Annotated in this window: 31 protein-coding genes and 1 tRNA gene; 11 read left to right on the top strand and 21 right to left on the bottom strand. The window is 67.3% G+C overall.

Annotation, left to right across the window (positions count from 1 at the left end):
- The first annotated feature begins 18 nt into the window (after positions 1–18).
- Together O5O54_RS02150 and O5O54_RS02145 are read left to right on the top strand one after the other, a co-directional pair.
- Positions 19–1,221, top strand: a complete 1,203-nt coding sequence (locus O5O54_RS02150) for a GNAT family N-acetyltransferase (protein ID WP_279478537.1) — start codon at positions 19–21, stop codon at positions 1,219–1,221.
- Between the two features lie 64 nt (positions 1,222–1,285).
- A complete protein-coding gene (locus O5O54_RS02145; protein ID WP_279478534.1) occupies positions 1,286–1,711 on the top strand; it encodes an HIT family protein in 426 nt (141 codons plus the stop codon).
- A 3-nt stretch (positions 1,712–1,714) separates the two neighbouring features.
- Here O5O54_RS02145 and O5O54_RS02140 read toward each other — a convergent pair whose 3' ends face one another.
- From O5O54_RS02140 to O5O54_RS02120, 5 genes are all read right to left on the bottom strand, one after another.
- Positions 1,715–2,080, bottom strand: coding sequence for an AzlD domain-containing protein (locus O5O54_RS02140; protein WP_279478532.1), 366 nt, complete (start codon positions 2,078–2,080; stop codon positions 1,715–1,717).
- A complete protein-coding gene (locus O5O54_RS02135) occupies positions 2,077–2,817 on the bottom strand; it encodes an AzlC family ABC transporter permease (protein WP_279478530.1) in 741 nt (246 codons plus the stop codon). Before O5O54_RS02135 ends, O5O54_RS02140 begins: the two co-directional genes overlap by 4 nt.
- Before the next feature lie 102 nt (positions 2,818–2,919).
- Complete coding sequence (clpA, locus tag O5O54_RS02130; protein ID WP_279478529.1) at positions 2,920–5,424, bottom strand: ATP-dependent Clp protease ATP-binding subunit ClpA; 2,505 nt, start codon at positions 5,422–5,424, stop codon at positions 2,920–2,922.
- An 8-nt stretch (positions 5,425–5,432) separates the two neighbouring features.
- Entirely contained in the window at positions 5,433–5,777 is a 345-nt protein-coding gene (clpS, locus tag O5O54_RS02125) for an ATP-dependent Clp protease adapter ClpS (RefSeq protein WP_279478712.1), read from the bottom strand.
- A 275-nt stretch (positions 5,778–6,052) separates the two neighbouring features.
- Positions 6,053–6,412, bottom strand: coding sequence for a phasin family protein (locus tag O5O54_RS02120; RefSeq protein WP_279478527.1), 360 nt, complete (start codon positions 6,410–6,412; stop codon positions 6,053–6,055).
- A gap of 359 nt (positions 6,413–6,771) precedes the next feature.
- Between O5O54_RS02120 and O5O54_RS02115 the strand changes: the two genes are divergently transcribed.
- Together O5O54_RS02115 and O5O54_RS02110 are read left to right on the top strand one after the other, a co-directional pair.
- Positions 6,772–8,217: a serine hydrolase gene (locus tag O5O54_RS02115; protein ID WP_279478525.1), complete on the top strand. Its 1,446-nt coding sequence runs from the start codon at positions 6,772–6,774 to the stop codon at positions 8,215–8,217.
- A 99-nt stretch (positions 8,218–8,316) separates the two neighbouring features.
- The gene (locus tag O5O54_RS02110) at positions 8,317–8,592 is read left to right on the top strand and encodes a hypothetical protein (protein ID WP_279478523.1); all 276 of its coding nucleotides are present in this window, start codon (positions 8,317–8,319) and stop codon (positions 8,590–8,592) included.
- Here O5O54_RS02110 and O5O54_RS02105 read toward each other — a convergent pair.
- On the bottom strand, positions 8,589–9,011 hold the full coding sequence (locus O5O54_RS02105; protein ID WP_279478521.1) for a DUF1489 domain-containing protein: 423 nt from the start codon (positions 9,009–9,011) through the stop codon (positions 8,589–8,591). The genes O5O54_RS02110 and O5O54_RS02105 overlap by 4 nt on opposite strands.
- Before the next feature lie 104 nt (positions 9,012–9,115).
- Between O5O54_RS02105 and O5O54_RS02100 the strand changes: the two genes are divergently transcribed.
- Together O5O54_RS02100 and O5O54_RS02095 are read left to right on the top strand one after the other, a co-directional pair.
- Positions 9,116–9,814, top strand: coding sequence for a DUF599 domain-containing protein (locus O5O54_RS02100; RefSeq protein ID WP_279478519.1), 699 nt, complete (start codon positions 9,116–9,118; stop codon positions 9,812–9,814).
- Complete coding sequence (locus tag O5O54_RS02095; protein ID WP_279478518.1) at positions 9,814–10,086, top strand: DUF3253 domain-containing protein; 273 nt, start codon at positions 9,814–9,816, stop codon at positions 10,084–10,086. The genes O5O54_RS02100 and O5O54_RS02095 overlap by 1 nt, the downstream gene beginning before the upstream one ends.
- On the opposite strand, the gene O5O54_RS02090 is transcribed toward O5O54_RS02095, so the two are convergent.
- Positions 10,083–10,802 carry a YdcF family protein gene (locus tag O5O54_RS02090; RefSeq protein ID WP_279478515.1) on the bottom strand — a complete coding sequence of 240 codons (720 nt, stop codon included), beginning with the start codon at positions 10,800–10,802 and terminating at the stop codon, positions 10,083–10,085. The genes O5O54_RS02095 and O5O54_RS02090 overlap by 4 nt on opposite strands.
- Before the next feature lie 150 nt (positions 10,803–10,952).
- Entirely contained in the window at positions 10,953–11,783 is an 831-nt protein-coding gene (locus O5O54_RS02085) for an aldo/keto reductase (protein WP_279478514.1), read from the bottom strand.
- 102 nt (positions 11,784–11,885) lie between these two features.
- Here O5O54_RS02085 and O5O54_RS02080 point away from each other — a divergent pair, with 102 nt between their 5' ends.
- Complete coding sequence (locus O5O54_RS02080) at positions 11,886–12,842, top strand: heparan-alpha-glucosaminide N-acetyltransferase (RefSeq protein WP_279478513.1); 957 nt, start codon at positions 11,886–11,888, stop codon at positions 12,840–12,842.
- Positions 12,843–12,846: 4 nt separating this feature from the next.
- On the opposite strand, the gene O5O54_RS02075 is transcribed toward O5O54_RS02080, so the two are convergent.
- Positions 12,847–13,239 (bottom strand): MerR family DNA-binding transcriptional regulator, encoded by a 393-nt coding sequence (locus tag O5O54_RS02075; protein WP_279478510.1) that lies wholly within the window; start codon positions 13,237–13,239, stop codon positions 12,847–12,849.
- Positions 13,240–13,368: 129 nt separating this feature from the next.
- Positions 13,369–13,453, bottom strand: a tRNA-Leu gene (locus O5O54_RS02070).
- 178 nt (positions 13,454–13,631) lie between these two features.
- Here O5O54_RS02070 and lipB point away from each other — a divergent pair.
- The 4 genes from lipB to O5O54_RS02050 are packed head-to-tail and all read left to right on the top strand — an operon-like array spanning position 13,632 to position 16,498.
- On the top strand, positions 13,632–14,381 hold the full coding sequence (gene lipB / locus O5O54_RS02065) for a lipoyl(octanoyl) transferase LipB (RefSeq protein WP_279478509.1): 750 nt from the start codon (positions 13,632–13,634) through the stop codon (positions 14,379–14,381).
- A complete protein-coding gene (locus O5O54_RS02060; RefSeq protein ID WP_279478507.1) occupies positions 14,378–14,836 on the top strand; it encodes a YaiI/YqxD family protein in 459 nt (152 codons plus the stop codon). Before lipB ends, O5O54_RS02060 begins: the two co-directional genes overlap by 4 nt.
- Before the next feature lie 58 nt (positions 14,837–14,894).
- Positions 14,895–15,722: a cytochrome b/b6 domain-containing protein gene (locus O5O54_RS02055; RefSeq protein ID WP_279478505.1), complete on the top strand. Its 828-nt coding sequence runs from the start codon at positions 14,895–14,897 to the stop codon at positions 15,720–15,722.
- Entirely contained in the window at positions 15,719–16,498 is a 780-nt protein-coding gene (locus O5O54_RS02050) for a molybdopterin-dependent oxidoreductase (RefSeq protein WP_279478504.1), read from the top strand. The genes O5O54_RS02055 and O5O54_RS02050 overlap by 4 nt, the downstream gene beginning before the upstream one ends.
- On the opposite strand, the gene O5O54_RS02045 is transcribed toward O5O54_RS02050, so the two are convergent.
- From O5O54_RS02045 to rpsM, 11 genes are all read right to left on the bottom strand, one after another.
- On the bottom strand, positions 16,499–17,251 hold the full coding sequence (locus O5O54_RS02045; RefSeq protein ID WP_279478502.1) for an ATP12 family chaperone protein: 753 nt from the start codon (positions 17,249–17,251) through the stop codon (positions 16,499–16,501).
- Complete coding sequence (locus O5O54_RS02040) at positions 17,248–17,937, bottom strand: HAD-IA family hydrolase (protein WP_279478501.1); 690 nt, start codon at positions 17,935–17,937, stop codon at positions 17,248–17,250. The genes O5O54_RS02045 and O5O54_RS02040 overlap by 4 nt, the downstream gene beginning before the upstream one ends.
- A complete protein-coding gene (locus O5O54_RS02035; RefSeq protein WP_279478500.1) occupies positions 17,937–18,926 on the bottom strand; it encodes an RluA family pseudouridine synthase in 990 nt (329 codons plus the stop codon). Before O5O54_RS02035 ends, O5O54_RS02040 begins: the two co-directional genes overlap by 1 nt.
- A 72-nt stretch (positions 18,927–18,998) precedes the next feature.
- Positions 18,999–19,376, bottom strand: a complete 378-nt coding sequence (gene crcB, locus O5O54_RS02030) for a fluoride efflux transporter CrcB (RefSeq protein WP_279478498.1) — start codon at positions 19,374–19,376, stop codon at positions 18,999–19,001.
- Positions 19,377–19,380: 4 nt separating this feature from the next.
- Complete coding sequence (locus tag O5O54_RS02025) at positions 19,381–20,715, bottom strand: replication-associated recombination protein A (RefSeq protein WP_407061640.1); 1,335 nt, start codon at positions 20,713–20,715, stop codon at positions 19,381–19,383.
- A gap of 8 nt (positions 20,716–20,723) precedes the next feature.
- Positions 20,724–22,148, bottom strand: a complete 1,425-nt coding sequence (locus O5O54_RS02020) for a DegQ family serine endoprotease (protein WP_407061650.1) — start codon at positions 22,146–22,148, stop codon at positions 20,724–20,726.
- A 517-nt stretch (positions 22,149–22,665) separates the two neighbouring features.
- On the bottom strand, positions 22,666–23,682 hold the full coding sequence (locus O5O54_RS02015) for an NAD-dependent epimerase/dehydratase family protein (protein WP_279478495.1): 1,017 nt from the start codon (positions 23,680–23,682) through the stop codon (positions 22,666–22,668).
- A 75-nt stretch (positions 23,683–23,757) separates the two neighbouring features.
- Complete coding sequence (gene rplQ, locus O5O54_RS02010; RefSeq protein WP_279478494.1) at positions 23,758–24,180, bottom strand: 50S ribosomal protein L17; 423 nt, start codon at positions 24,178–24,180, stop codon at positions 23,758–23,760.
- Positions 24,181–24,323: 143 nt separating this feature from the next.
- The gene (locus O5O54_RS02005) at positions 24,324–25,343 is read right to left on the bottom strand and encodes a DNA-directed RNA polymerase subunit alpha (protein WP_061936335.1); all 1,020 of its coding nucleotides are present in this window, start codon (positions 25,341–25,343) and stop codon (positions 24,324–24,326) included.
- 137 nt (positions 25,344–25,480) lie between these two features.
- Positions 25,481–25,870: a 30S ribosomal protein S11 gene (rpsK, locus tag O5O54_RS02000; protein WP_039192607.1), complete on the bottom strand. Its 390-nt coding sequence runs from the start codon at positions 25,868–25,870 to the stop codon at positions 25,481–25,483.
- Positions 25,871–25,990: 120 nt separating this feature from the next.
- Positions 25,991–26,359, bottom strand: coding sequence for a 30S ribosomal protein S13 (gene rpsM, locus O5O54_RS01995; protein WP_279478484.1), 369 nt, complete (start codon positions 26,357–26,359; stop codon positions 25,991–25,993).
- Positions 26,360–26,400: the final 41 nt, after the last annotated feature.

The following is a 26,400-nucleotide window of genomic DNA, read 5'->3' as shown; positions in this document are numbered from 1 at the left end:
AACGCAGGATAGACGAGCATGAACGGTGAACCTTCCGGCGACGACGGGGCGGACTTCACCGTGCGGGTGGCCGAAGACATCGCCGCGGTCGAGCCGGCCGCCTGGGACGCGCTGGCCGACCCCGGCGGGCCGCCGGGCGCCCTGCCCCATCCCTTCACGCGCCACGCCTTCCTTGCCTCGCTCGAGGATGCCGGTTGCGTCGGCGGTCGCACGGGCTGGCTGCCGCAGCATCTCCTTTTGGAGGACGGCGACGGTCGGCTTCTCGCCGCCGCCCCGGCCTATCTCAAGGGCCACAGCCAGGGCGAATACGTCTTCGACCATGGCTGGGCCGACGCGTTCGAGCGCGCGGGCGGGCGCTACTACCCGAAGCTCCAGATCAGCGTACCCTTCACGCCGGTGACCGGCCCCCGGCTTCTCGTGGGTGCCGGGCCGGACGCCGAGATGCGCCGCGCCGCCATGGTCTCGGCCATCCCCGCCTATGTCGCGCAGACGAAGATCTCCTCGGCCCATGCCACCTTTCTGGACGAGGCGGACCTCCAGCCCATGCTGGAGGCCGGCTTCCTGCACCGGACCGACCAGCAGTTCCACTTCGTCAACCGCGGCTACGCCACCTACGACGACTTCCTGGAAACGCTGGCATCGCGCAAGCGCAAGGGCCTGCGCAAGGAGCGTCGCGAGGCGCTGGCCGCCGGCATCGCGATCGAGCGCCTGTCCGGCACCGAGATCAGCGAGGAGGCCTGGGACGCCTTTTTCGGCTTCTACATGGATACCGGAAGCCGCAAGTGGGGCCGCCCCTATCTCAACCGCGCCTTCTTCCGGCTGATCGCGGAGCGCATGCCCGAAGCCATCGTGCTCGTCATGGCACGGCGCGAGGGTCGCTACATCGCGGGCGCGCTGAACTTCGTGGGCGGCGACCGGATCTTCGGGCGCTACTGGGGCTGCATCGAGGACCACCCGTTCCTGCATTTCGAGGTCTGCTACCACCAGGCCATCGACTACGCGATCGAGCACGGTCTCGCAGTGGTGGAGGCCGGCGCGCAGGGCGAGCACAAGCTGGCGCGCGGCTACGAGCCGGTGATCACCCATTCCGCCCACGCTATCGCGCATTCCGGCCTGCGCTCGGCGATCGAGGATTATCTGGAGCGCGAGCGCCGGCATGTGCTCCTGGCGCAGCCTGAGCTCGCCGCCGCCACCCCTTTCCGCAAGGGCGAGCCCGAGTAGACGCGAGCGGAAGCCGCAGCTAGACCGGCGGCTCACGACCAACGTCCAAACCCGGAGGACGCGCATGAGCGGCTACGACGACGGCAACATCTTCGCCAAGATCCTGCGCGGCGAGATCCCCGCGGCCAAGATCTTCGAGACGGACGACTTCACGGCGATCATGGATGTGATGCCCCAGTCCAAAGGGCACTGCCTGCTTCTGCCGAAGGCGCCCTCGCGCAACCTGCTCGACGCCGACGACGCGACACTTTCCAAGGCGCTGCCGGAACTCGCGCGTCTCGCCCGCGCCGCCAAGGCGGCTTTCGCGGCCGATGGCGTCGTGATCAGCCAGTTCAACGAGGAAGCCGGCGGACAGACGGTGTTTCACCTGCATTTCCATGTCGTGCCGCGCTACGAAGGCGTCGAGCTCGTGCGCCATGCGGGCGGAGGCATGGCCGATCCGGCGGTGCTGCGCGAGCACGCCGAGGCGATCCGCGCGCATCTGGCATGATCGTCAGATGATCCCCAGCGCCCAGGGCACGCCGAGCAGCACGACCTCCGCGAACAGGATGCCGATCAGGGTCTTGCGGCCGAGCCAGTAATAGGCGGCAAAGCCGGTCGCGAGCGCCGCGATCCGGATCGGGAGCGGGATCGCCTCCAGCGAGCCGCCGGGCATGAGAACGAGGCGGCCGATCACGGCCGCCACGAGCGACGTGGCGATGGTCCGCGCCAGGGCGACTGCCGGCGAGCGCTCGTCCAGGCGCCCGGCCGACAGGACGCCCAGCCAACGCCACATGTCGGTCGGCAGCCAGCCGGCGAGAAGAATGAAGACATAGGGCCACCAAGCGGCGTCGACCCCGTTGTAGCCAAACCCCGTCACGCGTCGGCCTCCGGTCTCGCCTTGAGCCGGCCGATCAGGAAGGCGACGAGACCGCCGCCGATTCCTGCGACGAGAATGTCGAACTCGGGCGTCAGCCAGTGCGCGAGCGGAATGGCGAGGAGGCCGGTCAAAAGCGCCAGACGTCCGGAGAATTCGCGCGCGGAGCCATAGAGCGAGGTTAGGAAGTAGACTGGCGTGAAGAAGGCGAAGGCGCCCGTCGCCAGCGCAGGGAGCTGCCCCATCAGGTTGAAGGCGAAGGCGACGGCCGTCGTGTTGATCACCGTCAGCGTGACGGCGAAGCCGCCGAAGAAGTGAGTGCGGTGCCGGCGCGGGACGCTCGGCAGCTTCTCCAGCGCCACGACCCAGGCCGTCACCGCCACGAAGTGCGACAGGAGCAGCAGCGTCGAGCGGCGCGTCTCCGGGCCTTTCAGGTCGGGCAGCAGCGCGATCACCATCGGCATCATCCGCAGCGACGACAGGCAGACCGCCAGAGCCGTCGCCGCCAGCGACAGTCCCGCCGTCACGGCGCCGAGCAGGATCAGGTTCGCCGGCAAGGCCCAGATCGTTGCGACCATGAAGGTCGCCTCCGTCCACTTGATCCCAGCCTCGCGAGCCAGACCTGCGAAACCGAGATGGGCGATCACGAGGATGAGCGCTGGGGCACTGACGACCTGCCGCATGCCCAGGAGGATCCACTTGGAGGCAGGGTCACCCCCCGCCTCGGCATTTTCGGTCATCGATCCGCGGTTCCATGATTGCCGGATAAGGAAAAGGCCGCTCTCGCGAGCGGCCTCCTTCTAGAGCATTTCCGGGCGAAGCGGATACGCCTCGCCGAGGCTTCACTCGGTGGGCTTGCGGGGGACCTTGGGCACGGCCCCGGCCCGCTTCTCCGCCTTGTCCTTGGCCGACGCCGTTTCCTTGACGGGCGCCGCCTCGGGCTCGTCCTCCGGCTCGTCGTCCTCGTCGAAGGCCGTCGCCTCGTCGATCTCCTCGCCGTCCGGCCCGACGCGCACCTTGCCGCGCGCCTCGTCCGCCCTGCGCGGCTTGGCGTAGCTTTCCTCGGGAATGGACTCGAGGTGAAGCTTCCGGCCGTCCTCGCCGTCCACCACCGTCACCTTGACGGTTCCGCCGCGCTTGAGCTTGCCGAACAGGACCTCGTCGGCCAGCGGCTTTTTGACGTATTCCTGGATCACGCGGCCCAGCGGTCGCGCGCCCATGTGCTCGTCGTAGCCCTTGTCGGCCAACCAGGCGATCGCCTCCTGGTCGAGGTCGAAGGTGACGCCGCGCTCGGAGAGCTGGGCTTCGAGCTGCATGACGAACTTCTGGACGACCTCGTGGATCACCGGCGTCGGCAGGGCACCGAACGGGATGATCGCGTCCAGGCGGTTCCGGAATTCCGGCGTGAACAGGCGGTTGATCGCCTCCACGTCGTCGCCCGTCCGCTTGGTCGAGCCGAAGCCGATCGCAGCCTTCTGCGACTCGGAGGCGCCCGCGTTGGTCGTCATGATCAGGATCACGTTGCGGAAGTCGATCCGCTTGCCGTTATGATCCGTCAGCTTCCCGTGGTCCATCACCTGCAGGAGGATGTTGAACAGGTCGGGATGGGCCTTTTCGATCTCGTCGAGCAGCAGGACGCAGTGCGGATGCTGGTCGACACCGTCGGTGAGCAGCCCGCCCTGGTCGAAGCCGACATAGCCCGGAGGCGCGCCGATCAGCCGCGAGACCGTGTGGCGCTCCATGTATTCCGACATGTCGAAACGCAGGAGCTCGATGCCGAGCGCGGACGCGAGCTGCTTGGCCACCTCCGTCTTGCCGACGCCGGTCGGGCCGGAGAACAGGTAGGAGCCGATCGGCTTCTCCGGTTCGCGCAGGCCGGCGCGCGCCAGCTTGATGGCGGTCGTCAGGCTCTCGATCGCGGCGTTCTGGCCGTAGACCACGCGCTTGAGCTGCTCGGACAGGTTCGACAGAACCTCCTCGTCGTCCTTCGACACGGATTTGGGCGGGATGCGGGCCATCGTGGCGACGGTCGCCTCGATCTCCTTCACGCCGATGCTCTTCTTCCGCTTGGCCTCGGGCAGCAGCATCTGCGAGGCTCCCGTCTCGTCGATCACGTCGATCGCCTTGTCCGGCAGCTTGCGGTCGTTGATATAGCGCGCCGACAGCTCCACCGCCGACTTGATCGCGTCGTTGGAGAACTTCACGTGGTGGAAGTCCTCGAAATAGGGCTTGAGGCCCTTCAGGATCGCGATCGCGTCCTCGATCGTCGGTTCCGCGACGTCGATCTTCTGGAAGCGCCGGACGAGCGCCCGGTCCTTCTCGAAGAACTGGCGGTATTCCTTGTAGGTGGTCGAACCGATGCAGCGGATCGCACCGGACGAGAGCGCGGGCTTCAGGAGGTTGGACGCGTCCATCGCGCCGCCGGAGGTCGCGCCGGCGCCGATCACCGTATGGATCTCGTCGATGAACAGGACGGCGCCCGGATACTCCTCGAGTTCCTTGACCACCTGCTTCAGGCGCTCCTCGAAGTCGCCGCGATAACGCGTGCCGGCGAGCAGCGTGCCCATGTCGAGCGAGAAGATCGTGGCGTCCGCCAGAACCTCCGGCACGTCACCCTCGACGATCCGCTTAGCGAGTCCTTCAGCGATCGCCGTCTTGCCGACGCCGGGGTCGCCGACATAGAGCGGGTTGTTCTTCGAGCGGCGGCACAGGACCTGGATCGTGCGGTTGATCTCGTTCGCCCGCCCGATCAGCGGGTCGATCCGGCCGGTCTTGGCCTTCTCGTTCAGATTGACGCAGTAGGCCGTCAGCGCGTCCTGAGCCGTCTTGCGGCGCCCTTCTTCCTCGTTGCCCATGACCGACTGCTCGTCCTCCGCCCCGCGCACGGTGCGGCTTTCGGACGCGCCAGGTCGCTTCGAGATCCCATGGGAGATGAAGTTCACGGCGTCATAGCGCGTCATCTCCTGCTCCTGCAGGAAGAAGGCCGCGTGGCTCTCGCGCTCGGCGAAGATGGCGACGAGCACGTTGGCGCCCGTCACTTCCTCGCGGCCCGACGACTGGACATGGATCACCGCGCGCTGAATCACCCGGTGGAACCCGGCGGTCGGCTTGGAATCCTCGTCGTGACCGGTGACGAGATTGGCGAGTTCGGTGTCGATATACTCCGTCAGCGACGAACGCAGGACGTCGATGTCGACGCTGCACCCCCGCATGACCGCGGAGGCATCCTTGTCTTCAAGCAGCGCGAGGAGCAGGTGCTCCAGCGTCGCGAACTCCTGGTGCCGTTCGTTGGCGAAGGTGAGCGCCTGATGGAGGGACTTCTCCAGGCTTTGCGAAAATGTCGGCAAGCTTCACCTCAATTCTTTTCCATCACGCATTGAAGCGGATGCTGGTGCTGGCGTGCGAAATCCATCACTTGGGTCACCTTCGTCTCGGCCACTTCGTAGGTGTAGACCCCGCACTCACCCACCCCGTGCTGGTGCACGTGGAGCATGATGCGCGTGGCCGCCTCCCTGTCCTTCTGGAAGAAGCGTTCGAGGACGTGGATGACGAACTCCATCGGCGTGTAATCGTCGTTCAGAAGCAGGACCCTGTAAAGACTCGGCTTCTTGGTCTTGGGCTTGGTCCGCGTAATCACGGATGTCCCGCGATCGGGGCCGCCCGGACGCTCGTCGTCCGAGCCCTGCGACCGGGTCGCCATCGGACGGGCCGCGGTCGCGGCCGTCCGTTCGTTGAAGGAGTTCACGTTCGCCATCGCTCGATATGTATGTGCGCCGATCGACAATTTAAGACGCCTTCCCGATGCGGCGAAATTTCGTTCCCGCCGGGCGCGACCACCCGCCGCGGCGCCTCGGAATCGTCCCGTCGCCTGCGCGCCATAGTCACCCGCACCGCGTCGCGCGCAACAAAAAAGGCCCGGCATGAGCCGAGCCTTCCTGGGACACGCCCCGAGGGGCGGTCGCGAATGGGATGCGGTCAGTTGGCCTGGTTGGCCATGTTCTGCGCGTACTGCTGGTTCTGCTGAACCGAGCTCTCGATCGGGCGATAGGCCTCGCGCGCGATCTCCGTGTAGATCTCGCCCATCTTGTTGGCCTGCGACACCCAGGCCTCGTAGGCGGAGCGGGCGTATTCGGACTGCAGCTCGATCGCTTTGTCGAGGGTGCGGACCTGAGCGAGGCGCTCGAACATCTGGGCCGACTGCTCGTAGGACTTCTTGGTGAACTCGGTGGTCTCCGCAGCGATCTGCTGGAAGCCCTTGGTCACGGCTGAGATCGAACGCAGCGCGTTGTCCATGTTGTCCTTGCCGATCTTGTTGGTGTCAGCGAATGCGTTCATCGAACTCTCCCTTGGATGTTGGATGACGGCGGGCAACGAAGATCCATCCGTCTTTCACCAGCATATATTGCACCGCACAAAAATCCGCAAGGGTGTTGTGCGCCGCATTATCGCAATCTCCGCGCGTATCCGATCACGAAAATTGGAGAGGAATGCCACAACTCGATCACAAGGTTCCGGCAACCATAAACGGATTGGTAAGACCGCCCTGCGTATCTTTCCCCTCAAGAAGAGATCGCGAAGACACAGTCTTGGGACCCGGACCGGCGTGCAAGCGTGCGCTGCGATCGGGGGCAGCATCTCGACACACGAACACGAGAGTGCCGCCTATGCCGCTGACCTTGTCGACGATCACCGCCATGGCGAAACGCGTTACCAAGGGCCTCATGGCTATGGCCCTGGTCGGTGGCGTGGTGGCTGCGGCAGCACCGGCGGCGGCGCAGGAATCGAACGAGCGTTACGCCGCCTTCGTGATCGACGCGAACAACGGCAAGGTCCTGTTCGCCCGCAACGCCGACGACCGGCGCTATCCCGCCTCGCTCACCAAGATGATGACGCTCTACCTCCTGTTCGATGCGCTGGAGAGCGGGCGCGCGACCCTGTCCACCCCGATGAAGGTCTCAGCCTACGCCGCGGCGCGTCCGCCTTCCAAGCTCGGGCTGAAGACCGGTTCGACGATCTCGGTCGAGGAGGGCATCAAGGCCCTCGTCACCCGTTCGGCCAACGATGCGTCGGTCGTGATCGGCGAGTTCCTGGGCGGCACCGAAAGCCGCTTCGCGGAGATGATGACGGCCAAGGCCCGCAAGCTCGGCATGTCGCGCACCACGTTCCGGAACGCCAACGGCCTGCCCAATGACGAGCAGATGACGACGGCCCGCGACATGGCCACGCTCGGCATCGCCTTGCGCGAGCATTTCCCGCAATATTACAAGTACTTCAGCACGCGCAGCTTCAATTTCCGCGGCCAGACCATCGGCAACCACAACCGGCTCCTCGGCCGCGTGGACGGCGTCGACGGCATCAAGACCGGCTACATCAACAAGTCCGGCTTCAATCTCGTGACCTCCGTCGTTCGCGGCGACCGCAAGCTGGTCGCGGTGGTGATGGGCGGCCGCTCGGGCCGTTCGCGCGACGACCACATGGCCGAGCTGGTGAAGCAGTATCTGCCGCAGACCAGCGGGCGGGCGTCCGGCGGCCTGATCGCGGCTTACAGCCCGAGCGCCCGCGGCCCGTCGGTCACCAACCATGCGGAGACGCAGGTCGCTGCATCGCTTCCGACCGCTGTACCGGTGCCCACGCGCCGCGCGTCCAGCATCAACCAGCGCGTGGCCGAGGCCTACGGCTCCAATGCGACGGGCGCGATGAATGCCATCACGGCGCCGAGCCGCCGGCCGGTCGTGGGTCGTGACGCGATCCGCGAGGCCCTGGAGGCCAACGACCGCGCCGCGCCGAGCGTCGCGACCGCCCTGGCCGCCGCTCCCGTTCCCCGCGCTTCGATCCCCAACGTCGTGACGCAGGCCTCCGCCGCCTCTCCCACGTCCAGCCGCGATGCCGTGTCCGGCTGGGTGGTTCAGATCGCCGCGACGCCTGCCGAGGCCACCGCCTACGACATCCTGTCGGAAGCCAAGCAGCGCGCCGGCTCGGCCCTCGCCGGAGCCCGCCCCTTCACCCAGGCGGTCGCCAGCGGCTCGCAGACGCTCTACCGTGCCCGCTTCTCGGGTTTCGCCGACAAGGCTGCCGCCAACGCGGCCTGCGAGGTGCTCAAGAGCAAGGCCTACGCCTGCTACGCCATCGCGGCGAACTGACCGACCGTAAGCAACGCTTCTTCGTCCGTCGTCCGTGCGGGGCTCGCGCCCCGAACGCCCCTCCCTTGCCTGCCGTTTCCCCGCGTAACCGAGGTTGTCATGTCGTTTGAAACCGAAAGCGCCTTTCTGCCCTCCACCGAGCAGAAATCGACCGTGATCGGTCTGCACCCCCTGCAGCAGGCGGCCTCGCGCCTGTCCGACTACCGCGACGGCCGGTCGCGTCTGCGGGCCAAGGACCTCGTCGGCATGCTCCTGTGCCACGGCGCACGCGCCTGGCGCGCATCGCAGCCGCGCACGCAGACGCGCCTCGTCGTCACCTCGTCGTCCGGCTCCCAGGCGGTGCGCATCGCCTTCGGCCGCTCCGCCGACGCCTAGAGCAAGCCGAGTTCCGCCAGTTCGCGCCGAAGGGCGGAGGGCAGGTCCGACAGGTCCATGCTCTCGCCCAGATCGGGCGGCGCGTCTTCCGCGGTGAGATAGCGCCAGCCCTGGAACGGCCGCTTCGGGAGCGGCCGGGTGCGGATGAACTCCGGCTGGAGCACGATGCGGCAGCGCTCGATCCCATCCTCGGTGCGGATCGCGTCGAAGCGCAGGATGGGCTGGCGGACCTGCACCTGTCCCTTGATCACCCAAAACAGCGATCCCTCGCCGACCATTTCGGCGGCGCGCTTGGGCATCACGCGCGTGACATGCGACTGTTCCGTGCCCGGCGCGGCCGAGAGACGAGTGCGAACCCAGGCCTCCAGATCCTCGACGCTGTCGACACCCACGCAGAGCTTGATCATATGAAGCGGCATGCGCGGTGTTTGCTCGCCGCGCCGAACGGCGTCAAGACGACGAAGTGTCGGCGCGAGGGTGCGAACCTTTGCGCGCGACCGATCCACCGCCGACCCGAGCCGCCATGCGCATCGCCGAGATCTTCGACCTGCCGGACCTCCTCGCCTTCGTCGCCTTTCTCGGCGGCTGGGTCGGCTACTCGTTCGTGGTCGAGTTCCCCATCTTCGCGCGGCATGGCCTGAGCCGCCAGATGAACCGGGAGCGCGAAGTCTGGATGCGCACGCTCCTGCGGCGCGACCTGCGGATGATCGACACGGCCATCATGACCGGGTTGCAGCAGGGCACCGGCTTCTTCGCCTCGGCCTGCATCTTCGCCATCGGCGGCTGTTTCGCGCTGATCGGCTCGGCGGAGCAGATCGCGCTGATCGTCACGGACCTGCCGCTGGAAGGCAGCTTCGACCGGGCGCTGGTGGAGGCCAAGCTCCTCGGGCTTGTGACGATCTTCGCCTATGCCTTCTTCAAGTTCGGCTGGTCCTATCGGCTCTTCAACTATTGCTCCATCCTGATCGGCGCGATCCCGATGTGTCGGGAAGCCGACGCCGACCCGGATGCCGCCGAAGCCGCCATGCAGCGGGCGCTCGCCATGAACCGCATCGCCGCGCGCCACTTCAATGCGGGGCTGCGCGGCATCTTCTTCGGACTGGCCTATCTCGGCTGGTTCGTCGGCCCCACGGTGCTGGTCGGAACCACGGTTCTCGTCATCCTCATCCTGGGGCACCGGCAGTTCTTCTCGGACGCCAACCTCTCCCTCCGGAAACCCTGATGCCCAGCCAGCCGACACACGAAGCCCTGCGCGCCGAAATCCTGAGGGCCGTCCACGAGCGCGGCATAGGCAAGACCGTATGCCCTTCCGAAGTCGCCCGTACGCTTGCCGGGCCGGACGAGAAGGTCTGGCGTCTCTTGATGCAGCCGATCCGCCGTGCGGCGGTCTCGCTCGTCGAGGAGGGCCGGGTCGTGATCAAGCGCAAGGGCCGACCGGTCGCGCCGGCCGACCTCAAGGGCATCTACCGCCTGTCTCTTCCCGGCGAGCCCTAAGCGGACGGCGCGGGAAACAGGGCGTCGGTCTTTCCCGTCAGGCGATACACCGCGAGCCCGAGATATTCGCGAATGGCGAAGTGCACCTTCTCGACATTACGGATCGTGGTCGCGGAGGGTCGAAGAAGCGCATCGCCCGATGGCGTCTGGTAGTCCGTCGGATAAGGCAGCACGTCGAAGCCGGCGACACGGAAGCAGCCAACGGAGCGCGGCATGTGGGCCGCCGACGTCACGAGCAGCCATGTCTCGCCAGGCTTCGGCTGGGCGATCTCACGCGTGAAGACCGCGTTTTCAACCGTGTTGCGGGAACGGTCCTCAAGTTCCAGCCGCTCCGCTGGAAGACCGAGCGCGTCGAACAGCTTCTGCGCCATCGACGATTCGGTGATGTCCTCTTCCAGAATGGACGCCGCGCCGCCGCTAAAGATGACGCGCGCGTTCGGAAACTGCCGGGCCAGCGCGAGGGTCGTGGTGATCCGATCGGCCGCGTCGTTCAGCTCCAGTTCGCCCCGCGTACGACCGATGCGGGTGTCAAACGAGCCGCCGAGCACCACGATACCCGTAACGTCCTCGGGCAACTGGGGCTTGGGGAAACGATTCTCCAGAACGCCGAGCATCAGCAGGCCGAGCGGCGTGAGGCTGACGATCGCCATCACGAGAAATGACGTGCCGACCAGTCCGAGACCGAGGCGCGGCATCTTCATGAGGAGGGCCAGCACCCCCGACGTCCCGATCAGCAGGATGATGACGATCGGCTGGACGAGGAACCAGAGGATCTTGGACGCAAGGAAGAACATGGCGGAACTCGTCTCGGGCGATCGCCGGCCCGTCCTCGCGAAGCGGAAACGGGTTGGGCACGGGTCGATGATTCAACGAGCGTCCCATTGCGGCGCGAAGGACGGATCGACGAGCCGGCGGCGGCTGCGCGACATCTCGTGAAGGCGGCGACGGTCTTCGTCCTGAAGCTCAAAGCCGAAGACGTCAAGGTTTTCGGCCAGCCGATCCGGGTTCGAGGTGCGGGGAATGGCGCCGACCATCGGCTGCTCCACCTCCCAGCGCAGGACGATCTGCGCCGGCGTGCGCCCATAGCGTTCGGCCATGTCCGTCACCACGGGGTCGGACAGGAGGTCCTTGCCCTGCCCGATCGGCGAATAAGCGATCATGGCCATCCCGAGCCGCTCGCAGGCGGCATGGACGGTCTCCTGCGACAGACGCGAATGGTATTCCACTTGGTTGCAGGCGAGCGGGTGGCGGGTTAGCGAGGCCGCCTCCTCCATCAGTGCGGCGGTGAAGTTGGCGACGCCGATATGGCGCGTTAGTCCCTTCTCCCGGGCTTGGTTCAGCGCATCGATCGTGCCTTGCAGCGGGATCGCGGCATTGGGCCAGTGGATCAGGATGAGGTCCACGGCGCCGACATCAAGCGCCTGGACCGCCGCTTCCGCGGAGCGCAAGAAGTCGGCCGGCGCGAGGTCGTCCGTCCAGACCTTGGTGGTCACAAAAATCTCGTCGCGCGCGACGCCGCTGGCGCGCAGGCCCTCGCCGACTTGCCTCTCGTTGCCGTACATGCGCGCCGTGTCGATATGGCGGTATCCGACGCGGATGCCCTCGCTCACCATCGCCACGCAGGTGTCGCCTTCCAGGCGGTAGGTGCCGAGGCCGATGGCGGGGATGCGGGCGCCGGCCGCTTCGATGATCTTCATGGGAATGGTCCGTCCTGCCGGATGCGTTGCGGCGCCGGGACTGGTCGCCATCGCTCTGGCTTTCAGATAGGCGGGAAGCGGCGGGGACCAGAGGAAAAGTCGATGCAGGAAACCAAGGCCGTTCGCTTCGGGTCGCGGGTCGAGCTGTTGGACGTCACGCGCGGCGTCGCTCTCCTCGCCATGCTCGTCTACCATTTCACCTGGGATCTCGAGTTCTTCGGCTATCTGCCGCCGGGATACGCCCAGGTCGGCGGCTGGCGCCTTTTCGCCCGCTCGATCGCCGTCAGTTTCCTGGTGCTCGTCGGCATCGGCCTCGTACTCGCCCATCGGCAGGAGGTGCGCTGGCCGGCCTTCGCCAGGCGTCTCGGCCAGATCGCAGCCGGCGCCGCGGTCATCTCGATCGCGACCTACGCTTTCACCCCCGACAGCTTCGTTTTCTTCGGCATCCTGCACCTGATCGCCGTCGCCAGCGTGCTCGGGCTCCTCTTCATTCGCCTGCCCTTCGCGGTCAATCTCGCGCTGGCGGCGCTCCTCGTCGCCCTTCCCCTCGTCGTCTCGACCCCGCTGACCGATTCGCGCTGGCTCGCCTGGATCGGGATGTCGGAGCGCGCGCCCATCTCCAACGACTTCGTGCCCCTGATTCCCTGGCTTGCGCCGGTGATAGTAGGCATCGCGCTCGCGCAGATGGCCGAACGCTTCGGCCTCTGGCCGCGTCTGCGCCGTCTCAACGGCCGCCTGGGGCCGGCGCGCCATCTCGAGCGGCTGGGGCGGCACTCGCTGATGTTCTACCTCGTCCACCAGCCGATCTCGATCGGCCTTATCGCGGGCTTTGCCTATCTCTACCCGCCGGACCAGACCGCCGCCTTCGACCAGAGTTGCCGGAGAACCTGCGCTGAAACGCGCGACGAGGGCTTCTGCCAGCGATACTGCGGCTGCGTACGCAGCGAACTCCAATCGCAGGATCTCCTCGGCGCATTGCTCAGCGGACGTCTGGACGACGCGCAGCAGGATACCGTCCGCCGGACGGTAGACCAGTGCTCCTTCTCCGCGGAGCCCTGATCGATCAGTTCGAGGGAGAAACGCCGAGTTCCGCCATGCGCGTCAGGCAGGCCTCTTCGGCCTGATCCAGTTCGGACAGAAGGTCCTCGATGTCGCGGCGCTTCTGTTCGAGTTCCACGCGGCGTTCGCCGACGCGGCGGATGATGGTGCGCAACTGCCCCGCCTCGCCCGGCGGCGTGCGGTACATGCCCATGATCTCGCGAATCTCGGCGATGGAGAAGCCCAGCCGCTTGCCGCGCAGAATCATCTTGAGAAGCTGGCGGTCCGAATGCCGGAATAGCCGCGTGCGCCCACGCCGAATCGGAGCGATCAGCCCCTCGTCCTCGTAGAAGCGGATCGTGCGCGTGGAGATGTCGAACTCCCGCGTCAATTCGGTGATGGTGTAGTAGTCGCGCATGCCGTCAGCCCTCTCGGAACTGACACAAACCAGATTGACGTAAAAGTCAATTGAGCCGGCAAAAAGCGCCGGATCCGCCGAAGGAGGCAGATGCAAGGAACCGATTAATCAGGGTTCTCAGGAGAAGGCTGGTGCGGTCGAGAAGACTCGAACTTCCACGGGTTGCCCCACAGCGACCTCAACGCTGCGCGTCTACCAATTCCGCCACGACCGCACGCCGTGTTCCGATCCGAGGACCGGCCGGTCTGTCTCGACCGGTGGCGGCGATGTAACAAACGCCCCGGAGGCGCACAAGCCTTTTCGCTCGTCGCCGCATATTCTTTTTTCGTGACGGGTTCGGGACGTGGCAAAGACCTTTGCGCGCGCATGTCCGCAACGCTATCTCAGGCCTCATGGATACTCCGACGCCCCGCGACGCGCTCGACACCGGCCGCTTCTTTCCTCAAGCGGGCAGCCCGCCCGTCGAGTGGATCGTCATCGACGGAACGGTCGAATATGCCGACGCCGTCGTCCTGATGGAGGAGCGCGTCGCGGCCGTGTCGGAGGGCATGGCGCCCGAGGCCGTCTTTCTGCTCGAACACCCGCCGCTCTACACCGCCGGCACCAGCGCCGAGGCTGGCGATCTCCTCGACGCCGGGCGGTTTCCGGTGTTTCGGACAGGGCGCGGCGGCGAATACACCTATCACGGACCGGGCCAGCGCGTGGCCTATGTCGTTCTCGACCTCAAACGACGGCGGCAGGACGTGCGCGCCTTCGTGGCGGCGCTGGAAGCCTGGGTCATCGCGACGCTGGCGGAGTTCCAGATTCGCGGCGAGCGGCGCGAGGATCGTGTCGGGGTCTGGGTGCGGCGGCCGGAGCGACCGTCCCTGCCCGGCGGCGCCACGGCCGAGGACAAGATCGCGGCGATCGGCATCCGCCTGCGCAAATGGGTGACGTTCCACGGCATCAGCCTCAACGTCGATCCCGATCTCACCCATTTCGACGGCATCGTGCCCTGCGGCATACGCGGCTATGGCGTGACGAGTCTTCTCGATCTCGGGATCGTCGTGTCGATGCCGGAGGTCGACGGCGTGATGCGCCGGGAGTTCGAGACGGTGTTCGGCCCGACCGCCGTGTCGCCGGCCGCCGGGAAGGCGGCATGAGCGGCGTGCGGGTCATCGTGGATGCCGACGCCTGTCCGGTGAAGGACGAGGTGCTGGAGGTCGCGGGACGCCGCGGCGCGGGCGTCGTCCTCGTCTCCAACGGGGGCATGCGCCCTTCGCGCTATCCCGGCGCGCGGATCGTCAGCGTGTCCGACGGGTTCGACGCCGCGGACGACTGGATCGCGGAGGAGGCGACGCCGGCCGACGTGGTGATAACAGCCGATATCCCGCTCGCCTCCCGCGCGCTGGAAAAGGGCGCCGCGGTGCTCGGGCCGGACGGGCGCCCGTTCACGCTCGAGAACATCGGTGCCGCCTTGTCCTTCCGCTCCTTCAACCAGCACCTGCGCGAAAGCGGCACGACCAACACCTACAACAAGCCCTTCGCGCCGGCCGACCGGTCCCGCTTCCGGGCGGAACTGGACCGGATCCTCCGCCGCGCCATCATCGCCTCGTGATGCGTCCGGACGGCGCCTTCGGCCGTATCTTCACCCGACGCTCTCGGATGGACGGGACATGAAGCTTTTCGCCGACCGCAACGGACCGCTGGTGTTCCGGCAGGCCTTCTCCACGCGCCTGACCCATTGGGTCTGGGTCGTCTGCCTGTTCTTCCTACTCCTGTCGGGCCTCCAGATCTTCATGGCGCGGCCGGACCTCTATATCGGCCAGCAGTCGGGCTTCGCCTTCGACAACACGGTGTTCAGCATTGGGGCGGCCTTCGACCAGGGCGAGCTTCAGGGCGTGACGACCGTCTTCGGCCGCAGCTTCGAAACGACCGGCGCGCTCGGGGTCGTCGCCGACGAAAACGGCGACTTCCGCCCGCAAACCTTTCCCGGCTGGATGACGATTCCCTCCTATCGCGACCTCGCGACGGGGCGCGTCGTGCACTTCTTCTTCGCCTGGGCGCTGGTGGGGACGCTGGCGGTCTGGCTGCTCGCAAGCCTCGTGAACCGGCATCTCACCCGCGACATCCTGCCGCGCGGGCGCGATCTCGCCGCGCTGCCGCGCGACATCGCCGACCACGCGAGGCTGCACCTCCATCACAAGCGCCGCTACGGGCCGCTTCAGAAGCTATCCTACTTCGCTGTGCTGATCCTGGTCCTGCCTCTGATGGTCGCGACGGGGCTCACCATGTCGCCCGGCATCAACGCCTACGCGCCGTGGATGCTCGACCTCTTCGGCGGACGCCAGACGGCGCGCACCCTTCATTTCGTGCTGATGCTGGTCCTCGTCGCCTTCGTGGTGGTGCACTTGGGCATGGTGCTTCTGGCCGGCCCGTTCAACGAGATGCGCTCCATGATCACCGGCTGGATGCGCGTCGATGGCAAGGAGGACGAGCGATGACGCGGTTTCTCGATCGGCGCCGTTTTCTCGGCGGGCTCGCCGCCGCCTCCGCCCTGCCGCTGTCGGGGTGCTTCGATCCGCTGGTTCAGAGCGGCTCGGGCGTGCGCGAGGTGCTTGAGAGCGCGAATCCGCTGACCTATCGGGCGCAGCGTCTCCTGCTCGGCTCGGACCATCTCGCGCGCGAGTTCACCCGCGCCGACATCCGTCAGCCCATGCGACCCAACGGTTCCACCAATCCGCAGGACGAGCCCTATCTCGCGCTCGCGCGGCAGAGCTTCTCGACCTGGCGCCTGCCCGTCACGGGCATGATCCAGCGCTCCCTCTCCCTGTCGCTCGCCGACCTTCAGGCCATGCCGGCGCGCACGCAGATCACCCGGCACGACTGCGTGGAAGGCTGGAGCTGCATCGCCGAATGGATCGGCGCACCCCTCGGCCTCGTGCTCGATCAGGCCGGCGTCCTGCCCTCGGCCCGCTATGTCGTGTTCCTGTGCTTCGATTCGCTCGCGAACGGCTTCAACGGCCCGATCCGCTACTACGAATCGATCGACCTTCTCGACGCGCGCCATCCGCAGACGATCCTCGCCTACGGCATGAACGGCGCCGCGCTGCCGGTCTCGAACGGCGCGCCGCTGCGCGTGCGCGTCGAGCGGCAGCTCGGCTACAAGATGGCGAAATACATCCGCGCCATCGTGGTCACGGATTCGCTGGTCGCCTATGGCGAAGGCAAGGGCGGATTCTGGGAAGACCGCGGCTACGAGTGGTTCGCCGGAATCTGATCAGCCGCGAAGAAGAAGATCGGCCGCCCGCATGTCGGCAAAGCGCGCCTCGCGCCGAGCCTTCGCCTCCTCGTCCTCGCCCCAGAGCGAGATGTTCCAGTCTTCGTCCACATGCGCGAGGCGCCACGCCTCGGCGGCGTCGAGTCGATCCGCGGCCACCGCCAGCGCCAGGATCAGCGAGCCGGTGAGCGTCGTCATCTGGTGGATGGCGGCGAGCCGGAAGGGATCGCTCTCTTCGCCGAGGCGCGCCCGCAAGGCCTCCAGCGTCTCCGGCGGCTGGGCGACGTGCATGACCCCCGCCGCCGTCGCGATGCGCACGCCGAAGCGTTCCTCGAGCCACGCAGCCAACGGGTCCCAGGCCTCGGCCTGCCGCTTCGCTAACCGCTCGGGCTCGTCGGCGCGATAGGCGATGAGATCGGTCTCGGCGTAGCGGGCGAGATCGGCGCGCGTCGCGTTCGGATCGTTGGCGACGCCGTCCAGCACCGTGTTGACGAGCCGCGTGACGGGCATGGTCGCCGGGTCGATATGTGTGCCCTGCCCGGCCCATTCGGCCGCGACGGCCTCCGCGGGTGCGCGAGCCGGCAGCGCTAGGAGCGTGCGCGCGGGCGTACGGACGGGGCGCCCGTCCAGGCGGATCTCGAAACCCTCCGCCGTCTCTTCGACCGTCACATCCGTGTAGAACCGCTTCGGCAGCTCGGGCTTTTGAATCGGGTTGGACATGGCCTCGAAGCCTCGTTGCAGTTCGTCTCTCATGCCGGCAGAATCATCTCTCTCTCGCCGGCGAGCCAGAGGTCCAGCGACGCGTCCAGCTCGGCGACGGTGGTCGCGACACCGCTGGCGCCCGCCAGGATCAGCGCTTCCGCGGGCTGCGCTCCCCAGGCGACACCCCATCCCGTGGCCCCGGCCGTGACAGCCATCTGCATGTCGTAGATCGCGTCGCCCACCACAAGGGCGTCGGCAGGCCGCACGCCGAGCACATCGCAGCATTCCAGGACCATGGCCGGATGCGGCTTGGAAGGGCAGTCGTCGGCCGTCCGCACGGCGGGAAAGACGCCCTCCAGCCCATGCGCTTCCACCACATGGCGAACGCCCCGGCGCGACTTGCCGGTCACCATCCCGAGCAGCACGTCGTCGCGCGCCGCCAGGCGCCGCAGCATCGCCTCGACGCCGGGGAACAACCGTTCGGGATAGGTGCCCTCGGCGCGGATCTGATGGAACGCCTGCCGGTAGGTCTCGACCAACGCCGGGAGCTGTTCGGCCGGCACGGTCGGCGCGAGGCGATGGATCGCGAGATCGAGCGACAGGCCGATCACGCCGCTCGTCGCCGCGTCGTCGGGCTCCGGCAGGCCGGCGATCGCGAAACAGCGCCGCATGGTGCCGCAGATCAGGCCGAAGCTGTCGGCCAGCGTGCCGTCGCAGTCGAAGAGTATCGCCTTCATCAGTCGTTTTCGGCCGCCTCGTCGAAGCCGAAGAGGTTCCAGGTCTGGACCATGTGCGGCGGCAGCGGCGCGATCTGGTCGATGCGGCGCCCGCCGTCGGGATGCGGGATGATGATGCGGCGCGCATGGAGGTGAAGGCGCTGCTGCACGCCGCCGGGAAACTCCCAGTTGGTGTCGTGCTCGAAATACTTCGGGTCGCCGAGGATCGGATGCCCGATATGGGCGGCGTGAACGCGAAGCTGATGCGTGCGGCCGGTATAGGGCTCCATCTCGATCCAGGCGAAGGCCTGCGCGACCTGATCCACCACGCGGTAGTGCGAGAGCGCGTGGTCGGCGCCCTCCTCGCCATGCTTGGCGATGCGCATCCGGTCGCCGTCGCTCGTCTGCTCCTTGACCAGATAAGTGGAGATTCGGCCCTCGTGCGGCGCCGGAACGCCCTTCACCAGCGCCCAATACAGCTTCTTGGTGTCGCGTTCGCGGAAGGCCTTGGTGAGCGACACCGCCGCCCCGCGCGTGCGGGCGACGACGAGGATGCCCGACGTGTCGCGGTCGATGCGGTGGACGAGGCGCGGCTTCTCGCCCTTCTTGTTGCGCCAGGCCTCCAGCATGCCGTCGACATGCCGGTTGACGCCCGAGCCGCCCTGCACGGCCAGGCCCGCCGGCTTGTTGAAGACGAAGACCTTCTCGTCCTCGTAGATCAGCATCTGGCCGAGCACGTCGCCGTCGTGCTTGTCGCGCATCGTGTTGGCGGTGAGCACCGCCGTGCGCGGCCGGCCGGCGTCGACGCCCATCGGCGGCACGCGGATCATCTGGCCGGCTTCGAGACGCGTGTCGGTCTTGGCCCGCCCGCCGTCGATCCGTACCTGGCCCGAGCGCAGGAGCTTCTGCAGGTGGCCGAAGCCGAGCCCGGGGTAATGGATCTTGAACCAGCGATCGAGGCGCAGCCCCGTCTCGTCCGGTTCGACCCTGATCTGCTCGACTGCCGACATCGTCTCTTCCTATCGTTCCTGCCCCGGCGATACAGCATTCGGGCTTCCGCCGGAACACCGGGCGGCGATTGTTCAGCCGAGGTGCCGAACGAGGGCCATGCCGGCGGCCAAGGCCAGAAGGCCGACGACGAGCGACAGCCCGACATACAGGACGGCGACCCCCTGGTTCCCACCCTCCCACAGGGCGATCGCATCGAGGCTGAAGGAGGAAAAGGTCGTGTAGCCGCCGAGCACCCCGACGGCGAGGAACACGCGCAGCTCCGGCGTCGCGGCGAGATGCCGGGTGAGCACTTCGACCAGGACGCCCATCGCGAACGAGCCCGTCACGTTGACGAACAGCGTGCCGTAGGGAAAGCCGAGCCCGAGCCAGCGTGCGGCCGCCACGGCCACGCCATAGCGCGCCATGCTGCCGAGCGCGCCGCCGAGGGCCACCAGCGCGACGTTCAGCACGGGCTCATTCCCCTCGCTCGCGGCGCAGACGCGCCCAGCGCTCCATCCGCTCGGCGATGCGCGCTTCCTCGCCGCGCCCGGTCGGCTGGTAGAAGCTCATGCGGCCCATCGCTTCCGGAAAGTAGTCCTGGCCGGAAAAGGCGTTGGGCGCGTTGTGGTCGTAGGCATAGCCCGCGCCGTAGCCCTCCTCCTTCATCAGCTTGGTCGGCGCGTTCAGGATGTGGCGCGGCGGCAGCAGCGAGCCGTGCTCCTTGGCCGCCCGCATGGCCGCCTTGTAGGCGACGTAGACGGCGTTCGATTTCGGCGCCGAGGCGAGATAGACGACCGCCTGAGCCAGCGCCAGTTCGCCCTCGGGCGAGCCGAGATAGTCGTAGGCGTCCTTGGCCGCATTGGCGACGAGGAGCGCGCGCGGGTCTGCGAGGCCGATATCCTCCGAAGCCATGCGCACGATGCGCCGGCCGAGATAGAGCGGGTCTTCGCCCGCATCGAGCATGCGGCAGAGATAGTAGAGCGCGGCGTCCGGGTCCGAGCCGCGCACCGACTTGTGCAACGCCGAAATCAGGTTGTAATGCCCGTCCTGCCCCTTGTCGTAGATCGGCGCGCGCCGCTGCACGACAGCGCGGAAGCTCTCGCCGTCCAGCACCTCGCCCGCCCGCGCTGCCCGCCAGACCTCCTCCGCCAGCGTCAACACCGCCCGCCCATCTCCGTCGGCCATGCGGATCAACATCTCGCGCGCCGCCTCGTCCAGCGGCAGCGGCCGCTTCATCGCCTCCTCGGCGCGGGCGAGGAGCTGGCCGAGGCTCTGGGCGTCGTGCGCGCGGAAGGTCAGGACGCGGGCGCGGGAAAGGAGCGCCGCGTTCAGCTCGAAGGACGGGTTCTCCGTGGTCGCGCCGATCAGGACGATCGTGCCGTCCTCCATCACGGGCAGAAAGGAGTCCTGCTGCGCCCGGTTGAAGCGGTGGATCTCGTCCACGAAGAGAAGCGTCTGCCGGCCGCTCGTGCGCCGCAGCCGCGCGGCTTCGAACACCTTCTTCAGGTCGGCGACGCCGGTAAAGATCGCCGAGACCTGCTCGAACGCGTAGTCCACCTCGCGTGCAAGGAGCCGCGCCACGGTCGTCTTGCCCGAGCCCGGCGGGCCCCAGAGGATCACCGAGCCGAGCGAGCCGCTCTCCAGCATGCGCGTCAGCGCGCCTTCCGGCCCGGTCAGGTGCTCCTGGCCGACCACGTCGGACAGCCGGCGCGGCCGCAGCCGCTCGGCCAGCGGACCGGCGGCTGCGGACTCGTCGGCCGGGCGCTCCCGGCGCGGCGGCGGCTCGGCGCTTGCGAAGAGATCGGCCACCGGGATCCTCAGCGAACCGTCTGGACGAGGCGCTGCCCGTTCCGGTCTACCTCGATGCGCCATCCGCCGCGCCCGTTCGAGGCGTCCTCCTCCAGTTCGCGCGTGGATTCCACCTCGCGGCCGTTGAGGCTGTAGATGATGTCCTTCGGGCGGAGACCGAAGCGGGCGGCCGGCGAATTGCGCTCCACCTCCGTCACGACGACGCCCATGTCCGTCTGCGGCATGTCCAATTCGCCCGCGAGGCGCGGCGAGAGGTTGGCGACCGTGGCCCCGGCAAAAGGAGTGCGCCCGTCCAGCGTGCGCGTGTCGCGCGGCGGGTTCTCCGGCGCGGGCTCCAGCGCGAGGCGCACGGTCTCGCGCTTGCCGTCGCTGGACATGACCACCATCGTCGCCTGGCCGCCGAGCCCGGCCGTCGCCAGCCGGTATCCCAGCGTATCGGGATTATCGACGGGGAAACCGTTCATCGAAAGCACCACGTCGCCCTCGCGCAGACCCGCCTCCTCCGCCGGCGTGCCGCGCCGGACGGTCTGGATCAGCGCGCCGGTCGGGCGATCGAGCCCCAGCGCCTCCGCCATGTCGGCCGTCACGGGCACGAAGCCGGCGCCCACATAGGGCCGCTCGAACGGCCGCCCCTCGCGCGCGGCATCTGTAAAGGCGCGGACCATGTTGGAGGGGATGGCGAAGCCGATACCGTTGGAGCCGCCCGAGCGCGAAAAGATCGCCGTGTTCACCCCGACGAGCTCGCCGCGCATGTCGATCAGCGCACCGCCCGAATTGCCGGGATTGATGGCCGCATCGGTCTGGATGAAGTAGCCGACGTCGTTGACGCCGACATGCGTGCGCGCCAGGGCCGAGACGATGCCGTTGGTCACGGTCTGGCCGATGCCGAACGGGTTGCCGATGGCGAGCACGAGGTCCCCGATCTCAGTCGTGTCCGAATCGGCGATCGCGATGCTCGGGAAGGGTTCGTCGTCCTCGATCTTGAGAACTGCGAGATCGGCCTGCTGGTCCTTTAGGAGCACGCGGGCATCGAACTCGCGCCCATCGGCCAGCGCGACGCGAACCTCCTCCGCATCGGCGATCACATGGTGGTTGGTCACCACCAGCCCGGCGGGATCGACGATCACGCCCGAGCCCAGGGACGATTCGCGGCGCGTGCGCCCCTCGCCCCGCCCGAAGAACTGCTCGAAGAACGGGTCGCCCGCGAAGGGCGTGCGCACCGGCACGTTCCGCGCGGCGTAGACGTTGACCACGGCCGGCGCGCTCTTCTTCACCAGCGGCGCGAAACTGAGCTTCACCTCGGCTTCGGAAGCCGGCACCCGCTCGCCGGACGTCGCGGGCGCGATGGGCGCGGGTGTCCCCGCCGGCTGCGCGCCGGAGAGCGAAAGGGTCGCCGAAAGGGCCAGCGCGGCGACGCCCGAGCCCAGAATCAACCTGCCGTACTGCATTCTCGTTCGCCTCGAAGATCGAATCGGACCAGTGGTATCGCGCCGCCATCCAACGAAAAAAGGGCCTCGCGGCCCTTTTTCCTTCATTCTCTTCGATACGGCTCAGCGCGCCATGACGTCCTGGCGGACATCGACGGACGCGGATGCCGGCAGCTCCGCGGTCGCATAGCTTGCGGTGAGGATACCGAAAGCAAATACGGCGCCCAGAAGGGTCAGCATAGTACGACGCATCGAGAACTCGCTCGTGGGTGTGGAAGCGGTTCGATTTTCCATGAGATTCGTTTAATCCGTATAAATTCGCCGCAGCGCCCGTCCGGCGATTGCCCCATTCGCCTGGAAAACGCCGCAAACACTCAAAGGTTGCGGGTCATTCTCGAAACTTGTGCGGGGCTGCCTTGGAGCCTCCTATCGCATGGGCGCGGCGGGAGCCGCTATCGCGGCCGGGCAACACCCATGGGATATGCACTGTGTTGTAGAGGAGCCTCGTTTCCGGCTCGTGTCGTCAGACGCAACCGTGGCGCAACAGACTCTCGGCGGTGGCCACCGCCGCTTCGCGCGCCGGGATGAACGAGAGGCCGAGGGTCTCGTGCGCCGGCCTCGTGTCGAAGGTCCGGGCCTTGCCCGAATCGGCCGTCAGCATCGCTGCGCCGGACGAGACCTTCGCGACCAGTCGCAGGACCCAGGACGGCAGGCGGCGAAGCGGAATCTTCGACCGCCGTTCGGGAAAGGCGTCCGCGAGGATCGCCGCGATCTGAGGCAAGCTCGGGGTGTCCGGCGCCACGACCATGAACCGTCGGCCCGCGTCCGGTGCCGTCATCGCCCGCACATGCGCCAGCGCCACGTCGCGCACGTCCACCGCGGGGATGGTGATGTCGGGCAGAAGCGGCACCCGGCCGCCGAGCATCATGGCCACGATCTTCACCGAACTGCCCATGCGCGGGTCAAGGACCGGTCCGAAGACAAGACCGGGATGGATCGTCGAAAGAGCGAGGCCTGTCTCTCTGGAGACGTCCCAGGCCAGCAGCTCCGCGACCGTCTTGGATCGCGCGTAGGCGGAAACGTCGCGGCTTTCGAGATTGGTGAAGTCGTCCTCGCCGAACGGGCTCGTGCGGGAGCCGTCGTGCCCATAGGCGACGGACGCGACCGAGGCCGTAACGATTGCGCGTTCGGCGCCGGCCTGCGCAGCCGCGCGCAAGGCGAAGTCCGTCCCGCCCCGCGCCGTCTCGATCAGCACTGGGCCGCGCTGGCCCGCTAGCGGAAAGGGCGAGGCCGTATGCAGCACGTAGCGGCAGCCGGTGGCGGCAGCGAGCCAGCCGTCCGAGGATCGGAGGTCGGCCTTCGCGAATTCGCAGCGATTTGCGTCCTCGCCGGCCTCGCGAACGACCCGCCTCACCTCGTCGGCACGCGCCGCGCCCCGAACCGTGCCGCGGACATCGAAGCCGTCGCGCAGCAGGGCGATCACGATATGCTTGGCAATGAAGCCCGAGGCGCCCGTCACCAGAACCCTGTCACGCGCCATCCGGCTATCCCCTCTGTCACCGCAATAAAAAAGGGGCCCTGCGGCCCCTTTTCAACGTCGTCAAAGCGTCTGTGATCAAGCCGCTTCGGTTTCTGCCTCGGCTTCGAGACGGGCGCGGTCGGCGGCGCCGCGGGCGTTGACGTCGCGCTCGACGAACTCGATCACCGCCAGCGGGGCGTTGTCGCCGCGACGGAAGCCGGCCTTCAGAACGCGGCAGTAGCCGCCGTTGCGGCCCGCATAGCGCGAAGCCAGCGTGTCGAACAGCTTGCGCACGGCCGCCTCGTCGCGGATCTGGCTGATCGCCTGACGGCGAGCATGGAGGTCGCCGCGCTTGCCGAGGGTGATGAGCTTCTCGACGATCGGACGAAGGTCCTTGGCCTTCGGCAGGGTCGTCACGATCTGCTCGTGCGTGATGAGCGAGGCCGCCATGTTGGCGAACATCGCCTTGCGGTGCTCGTGGGTGCGGTTGAGCTTGCGGCCGGCATTACCGTGGCGCATGGGTATCTCCTCAGGTCAGGTCCGGCTTGGCGCCGGGGACGGCATCCTCGCAACCCGGCTCGGCGCCGGTGCATGTGCCTTTGAATCTTTAGGGTGTGCAAAGCGCCCGCCGCTTGCGCGGCGAGCGCCGTTGTCGTGTCGGATCAGTACTGATCCTCGTAGCGCTTGGCCAGGTCGTCGATGTTCTCCGGCGGCCAGGCGCTGACTTCCATGCCGAGGTGCAGACCCATTGAGGCCAGCACTTCCTTGATCTCGTTCAGCGACTTGCGGCCGAAGTTCGGAGTGCGGAGCATCTCCGCCTCGGTCTTCTGGATCAGGTCGCCGATATAGACGATGTTGTCGTTCTTCAGGCAGTTGGCCGAACGGACGGAAAGCTCCAGCTCGTCCACCTTCTTGAGCAGCGCCGGGTTGAAGGCGAGCTCGGCGATCTGCTCCTCGGCGCCGCGCACCTCGCGCTGCGGCTCCTCGAAGTTGACGAAGACCGAGAGCTGGTCCTGCAGGATGCGCGCGGCATAGGCCACGGCGTCCTCGCCGCTGATGGAGCCGTCGGTGACGATCTCCATGGTCAGCTTGTCCTTGTTCAGGTCCTGACCCTCACGGGTGTTCTCGACCTTGTAGGACACCTTCTTCACCGGCGAGAACAGGGCGTCGACTGGGATGAGGCCGATCGGCGCATCCTCGGCGCGGTTCTGGTCCGCCGGGACATAGCCCTTGCCGGTGTTGACCGTGAACTCCATGCGGATTTCGGCGCCCTCGTCGAGGGTGCAGATCTCGTGCTCGGGGTTCAGGATCTCGATGTCGCCGACGGTCTGGATGTCGCCGGCCGTCACGACACCCGGGCCGGATTTGCGGAGCACCATGCGCTTCGGGCCGTCGCCCTGCATGCCGATGGCGACTTCCTTCACGTTCAGGACGATGTCCGTCACGTCCTCGCGCACGCCGGCGATGGAGGAGAATTCATGCAGCACGCCATCGATCTGGATGGCGGTCACCGCCGCGCCCTGCAGCGACGAGAGAAGAACGCGGCGCAGCGCGTTGCCGAGCGTCAGACCGAAGCCGCGCTCCAGGGGTTCGGCCACCAGCGAGGCCTTCGTGCGGCTCCCGCCGCTCTTGAAGACGACCTGGTTCGGCTTCGTGAGGTTCTGCCAGTTGCTGGCGATCATGTCGCTTGCCTTTCAGCTACCTCGCCACCATCCAATCGTGGCGATAGGTCTCTTGTGGGAAGGATCGGCTTCCCGAATACGGCGAAAGCCGCGCAGCCCACCTGGGCTACGCGGCGTCTTCTCGAATGCGTCGGCGCTTAGACGCGGCGCTTCTTGCGCGGGCGAACGCCGTTGTGCGGGATCGGCGTCACGTCGCGGATCGACGTTATCGTGAAACCCGCGGCCTGGAGCGCGCGAAGGGCCGACTCGCGACCGGAGCCCGGGCCGGACACTTCGACCTCGAGGGTCCGCATGCCGTGCTCCTGCGCCTTCTTGGCGGCGTCTTCGGCGGCGATCTGCGCGGCGAAGGGCGTCGACTTGCGCGAGCCCTTGAAACCCTGCGCGCCGGCCGAAGACCAGGCGATGGTGTTGCCCTGCGCATCCGTGATGGTGATCAGGGTGTTGTTGAAGGACGAGTTCACGTGGGCGACGCCCGAGGTGATGTTCTTCCGCTCGCGACGACGGACGCGCTGCGCTTCCTTGGCCATTTTCTTATCCTTGGATCTCGACACCGCCGTAATGCCGGCGGCTCCACCGGCCGGAAAGCGGAACGCCCCCCGGCCATCAAACACACGACCCGCCCGGCAGGAAGCGCCGGGCGCGGCCCTTTACTTCTTCTTGCCGGCGATCGCCTTGGCCGGACCCTTGCGGGTGCGCGCGTTCGTGTGCGTGCGCTGGCCGCGAACCGGCAGGCCGCGACGATGACGCAGGCCGCGGTAGCAGCCGAGATCCATCAGACGCTTGATGTTCATCGAGGTCTCGCGACGCAGGTCGCCCTCGACGCGGTAGTCGCGGTCGATGAGCTCGCGGATCTGGAGAACCTCGGCGTCGGACAGCTCGTTCACGCGGCGCTCGGCCGCGAGATTCGCCTTGTCCATGATCTCCTGCGCGAAGCGCGGGCCGATGCCGTGGATGTACTGAAGCGCGATGACGACGCGCTTGTTGGTCGGAATGTTGACGCCTGCAATACGGGCCAAGATGAGCCTCCTTTGGTCGCGGATCCGCCACGACACTGAAT

The organism is Aureimonas sp. SK2 (assembly GCF_029813115.1).
Lineage (GTDB): Bacteria > Pseudomonadota > Alphaproteobacteria > Rhizobiales > Rhizobiaceae > Aureimonas.
Note: the sequence above shows the minus strand (reverse complement) of the source record. Positions and strands in the feature narration are given on the sequence as shown.

Excerpts from the sequence above, each read along its gene's own strand:
- O5O54_RS02150 (WP_279478537.1), top strand. The coding sequence starts at position 19 with ATGAACGGTGAACCTTCCGGCGACGACGGGGCGGACTTCACCGTGCGG.
- O5O54_RS02145 (WP_279478534.1), top strand. The coding sequence starts at position 1,286 with ATGAGCGGCTACGACGACGGCAACATCTTCGCCAAGATCCTGCGCGGC.
- O5O54_RS02135 (WP_279478530.1), bottom strand. The coding sequence starts at position 2,817 with ATGACCGAAAATGCCGAGGCGGGGGGTGACCCTGCCTCCAAGTGGATC.
- clpS (WP_279478712.1), bottom strand. The coding sequence starts at position 5,777 with ATGGCGACCCGGTCGCAGGGCTCGGACGACGAGCGTCCGGGCGGCCCC.
- O5O54_RS02120 (WP_279478527.1), bottom strand. The coding sequence starts at position 6,412 with ATGAACGCATTCGCTGACACCAACAAGATCGGCAAGGACAACATGGAC.
- O5O54_RS02115 (WP_279478525.1), top strand. The coding sequence starts at position 6,772 with ATGGCGAAACGCGTTACCAAGGGCCTCATGGCTATGGCCCTGGTCGGT.
- O5O54_RS02110 (WP_279478523.1), top strand. The coding sequence starts at position 8,317 with ATGTCGTTTGAAACCGAAAGCGCCTTTCTGCCCTCCACCGAGCAGAAA.
- O5O54_RS02105 (WP_279478521.1), bottom strand. The coding sequence starts at position 9,011 with ATGCCGCTTCATATGATCAAGCTCTGCGTGGGTGTCGACAGCGTCGAG.
- O5O54_RS02100 (WP_279478519.1), top strand. The coding sequence starts at position 9,116 with ATGCGCATCGCCGAGATCTTCGACCTGCCGGACCTCCTCGCCTTCGTC.
- O5O54_RS02095 (WP_279478518.1), top strand. The coding sequence starts at position 9,814 with ATGCCCAGCCAGCCGACACACGAAGCCCTGCGCGCCGAAATCCTGAGG.
- O5O54_RS02085 (WP_279478514.1), bottom strand. The coding sequence starts at position 11,783 with ATGAAGATCATCGAAGCGGCCGGCGCCCGCATCCCCGCCATCGGCCTC.
- O5O54_RS02080 (WP_279478513.1), top strand. The coding sequence starts at position 11,886 with ATGCAGGAAACCAAGGCCGTTCGCTTCGGGTCGCGGGTCGAGCTGTTG.
- O5O54_RS02075 (WP_279478510.1), bottom strand. The coding sequence starts at position 13,239 with ATGCGCGACTACTACACCATCACCGAATTGACGCGGGAGTTCGACATC.
- lipB (WP_279478509.1), top strand. The coding sequence starts at position 13,632 with ATGGATACTCCGACGCCCCGCGACGCGCTCGACACCGGCCGCTTCTTT.
- O5O54_RS02060 (WP_279478507.1), top strand. The coding sequence starts at position 14,378 with ATGAGCGGCGTGCGGGTCATCGTGGATGCCGACGCCTGTCCGGTGAAG.
- O5O54_RS02055 (WP_279478505.1), top strand. The coding sequence starts at position 14,895 with ATGAAGCTTTTCGCCGACCGCAACGGACCGCTGGTGTTCCGGCAGGCC.
- O5O54_RS02050 (WP_279478504.1), top strand. The coding sequence starts at position 15,719 with ATGACGCGGTTTCTCGATCGGCGCCGTTTTCTCGGCGGGCTCGCCGCC.
- O5O54_RS02045 (WP_279478502.1), bottom strand. The coding sequence starts at position 17,251 with ATGAGAGACGAACTGCAACGAGGCTTCGAGGCCATGTCCAACCCGATT.
- O5O54_RS02040 (WP_279478501.1), bottom strand. The coding sequence starts at position 17,937 with ATGAAGGCGATACTCTTCGACTGCGACGGCACGCTGGCCGACAGCTTC.
- O5O54_RS02035 (WP_279478500.1), bottom strand. The coding sequence starts at position 18,926 with ATGTCGGCAGTCGAGCAGATCAGGGTCGAACCGGACGAGACGGGGCTG.
- O5O54_RS02015 (WP_279478495.1), bottom strand. The coding sequence starts at position 23,682 with ATGGCGCGTGACAGGGTTCTGGTGACGGGCGCCTCGGGCTTCATTGCC.
- rplQ (WP_279478494.1), bottom strand. The coding sequence starts at position 24,180 with ATGCGCCACGGTAATGCCGGCCGCAAGCTCAACCGCACCCACGAGCAC.
- O5O54_RS02005 (WP_061936335.1), bottom strand. The coding sequence starts at position 25,343 with ATGATCGCCAGCAACTGGCAGAACCTCACGAAGCCGAACCAGGTCGTC.
- rpsK (WP_039192607.1), bottom strand. The coding sequence starts at position 25,870 with ATGGCCAAGGAAGCGCAGCGCGTCCGTCGTCGCGAGCGGAAGAACATC.